This window comes from Kocuria tytonicola, assembly GCF_003687455.1.
GTDB classification, from domain to species: domain Bacteria; phylum Actinomycetota; class Actinomycetes; order Actinomycetales; family Micrococcaceae; genus Kocuria; species Kocuria tytonicola.
Map to the genome: position 1 here is coordinate 1 of NZ_PHOA01000161.1, position 2,995 is coordinate 2,995.

2 protein-coding genes are annotated in these 2,995 nt (G+C 71.0%); both read left to right on the forward strand.

The features are described 5' to 3' along the window. Window positions 1–234: 234 nt before the first annotated feature. Entirely contained in the window at window positions 235–1,362 is a 1,128-nt protein-coding gene (locus CWC38_RS11415) for a Gfo/Idh/MocA family protein (protein WP_121846836.1), read from the forward strand. 51 nt (window positions 1,363–1,413) lie between these two features. After that, the gene (locus tag CWC38_RS11420) at window positions 1,414–2,826 is read left to right on the forward strand and encodes a TIGR01777 family oxidoreductase (protein WP_121846837.1); all 1,413 of its coding nucleotides are present in this window, start codon (window positions 1,414–1,416) and stop codon (window positions 2,824–2,826) included. Window positions 2,827–2,995: the final 169 nt, after the last annotated feature.

Below are 2,995 nucleotides of genomic sequence, written 5' to 3' on the forward strand. Positions count from 1 at the left end.
GTCATCACCACCCAGCGCATGCACGCGGCCATGCGCCGCAGGTTCGGCACCGTCCAGCGCGGCACCCGGTGGTACGCCGCCATGCGGACGTTCACCATCCGGCGGCTGTGCGCGGTGGGTGAACGGTCGCTGACACGCTCCGGACCGCGTGCCTACAGTGGGGACAGAACACGTCATCAGCCCACTGATCGGTGGGTGTGACCCGCTCTTCCAACCCCTCGGAGGTTCCCCACGATGGTTGCCATCATCCCGAACGATCGCCCGGTCCGCTTTGCGGTGGTGGGCGTCGGCCAGATCTCCCAGCAGGCGTTCATCCCCGGACTGGACCGGATCGAGGACGCCGAGCTCGCCGCGCTGGTGACCTCCAGCGCGGAGAAGGCGGAAGAGCTGGGCCAGGAGTACGACGTGGCCGTGCACTCCTACGAGGAGTACCCCGCGCTGCTGGAGTCCGGGGACATCGACGCCGTGTACGTGGCCACCCCGGTGTTCCGCCACCGCGAGTTCGCCGAGCCCGCGCTGAAGGCGGGCCTGCACGTGCTGCTGGAGAAGCCCATGGAGACCTCGGAGGAGGACTGCCAGGCCATCATCGACGCCGCCGAGCAGAGCGGCGCCACCCTCATGGTCGCCTACCGGCTACACCAGGAGCCGGGCACCGTGGAGATGATCGAGAAGGTCCGGGACCAGAAGGTCATCGGCGATCCCCGGTACTTCACCGCCGCGTTCTCCCAGGACATCACCGAGGAGAACCACCGCGGCCACTCGGGCTACTGGGGTGGGCCCATCCCGGATCTGGGCACATACCCGCAGAACATGGTGCGCAACCTCTTCCACGACGAGCCCGTGGAGGTCTATGCCAAGGGCGTGCGCACCCCGGGCCGCGAGTTCAACTTCGACGACACCGTGGCCGTGACCCTCACGTTCCCGGGGGACCGGGTTGCCCAGTTCACCATCTCCTACGCCTCCGAGTCCGTGGAGCGCTTCACCGTGGCGGGCACCGAGGGTGAGATCTCCGCGGAGCCGTGCTTCGGCTTCGGCCCGGACACCGGCATCGTGTACACGCTCACGAAGAACGGTTCCTCCGAGAGCTTCGCGCACGATCCCGTGGAGCAGTTCGGCGGGCAGACCCAGTACTTCGTGGACTGCCTGCGCAACGGCGAAGCTCCCGAGCCCAGTGGCGAGGAAGGCCTGCTGGATGTCCGCGTGAACGCGGCCGTACTGAAGTCCCTGGAGACGGGAGCGCCGGTGACGCTGGAGCCGCGGCGTCGTGAGCGCGTCCTCGACTCGCGGCAGGTGCGGCGCGTGACCCCCGCGGACGAGCCCGGCGACGACGAGCTGGTGGACCAGGTCCCCCAGAACGGCTGACCCCGCACCACTCCCACCCCGGCACCACGAGCGAACGGACACCGCAGCGTCATGACCCACGAGTACGTGCACGAGACCCGTCTGGCTCAGCCGCGTGAGCAGGTGTTCGCATGGCACGAGCGCCCCGGCGCCCTGCCCCGCCTCACCCCGCCGTTCGGCGGTGGCCCGGACCAGGTGCGCCAGGCGCCGTCGGACGGGATCGAACCCGGTTCGGAGGCCGAGCTGGGGGTGTCCGTGCCGGGCACGTTCGGCATGGTGCACCTGCCCTGGACGGCCGAGCACGGCGAGTGGGACCCGCCCCACTACTTCACGGACCGCATGGCCAAGGGACCGCTGGGGGAGTGGGAGCACCGGCACGTCTTCGAGGAGACCGAGTCCGGCGGGACGCTCATCCAGGACCGCGTGACCGTGCGCCCGCTGCCGCAGTGGGCGGGCCGGCTCAACGACCTGGGCGAGCGCGTGATGACCCCGCAGCTGAACCGGATCTTCGCGTACCGCGAGCGGCAGCTGAAGGCGGATCTCGCGTTCCACGACCAGCACGACGGTCCCCGGCTCACCATCGCGGTGGCCGGATCGTCCGGCCTGGTGGGCACGCAGGTGTGCGCGCTGCTGGAGACCGGTGGACACACGGTGCTGCGCATGAAGCGCGGCGCCACCACCGGGGACGGGGTGATCGGCTGGGACCCGGACAAGGGTCTGCTGAACCCGCGGGACCTGGAGGGCGTGGACGCCGTCATCCACCTGGGCGGTGCGAGCATCGCCACGCGGTTCACCCCGGAGAGCAAGAAGAAGATCATGGCCTCCCGCGTGGACAGCACCGAGCTGCTGGTGCGCGCGCTGGGTCAGGTGCCTGCCGAGAAGCGCCCGAAGGCCCTGGTGGTCTCCTCCGCCGTGGGCTACTACGGCACGGGCCGCGGGGACGAGGTCCTCACGGAGGACTCGCCCTCCGGGGACGGCTTCCTGGCCGAGGTGTGCCGCGAGTGGGAGCGCGCGGCGCACGGCGCCACTGCGTACGGCATGCGGGTGGTCAACGTGCGCACCGGACTCGTGCTCTCGCCCACGGGCGGTCTGCTCAAGCCCCAGCTGCCGCTGCTGGAGGCGGGACTCTCCGGTCCCCTGGGCGGCGGGCAGCAGTGGCAGAGCTGGATCGGGCTGGACGACATGGCCGGGGCGGTGGCCCACCTGACGCTCACCGAGGATGCCGAGGGCCCCTTCAACGTGGCCGCGCCCCAGCCCGTGCGGCAGAGGGACTTCGCCAAGACCGTGGCCGGTGTGCTGCACCGCCCCGCCGTGGTGCCCACGCCCCTGGCCGGCCCCAAGGCCCTGCTGGGCGTCCAGGCCACCGAGGAGCTCGTGGCCGCGAGCCAGCGGGTGGACGTGAGCCGACTGCTGGCCACCGGTTACCGCTTCCGCAACGAGGACCTGCGCGGCTGCGCCCAGCACATCCTGGGGCGCACGGGCTGACACGCACCGGGGGCCGGTGGTGCGGATTCGGTAGTCTTGGTCCGTGACATCTCAACACAACCGGCCCCCGGCGTACCTCGGTGCGCTCGCCGCGGCCGACGACAAGGAGGCGGACAGTCCGGCGCAGCACCGCTGCACCCCTGATCCCCGCCCCACCGCGTCCCTGTTC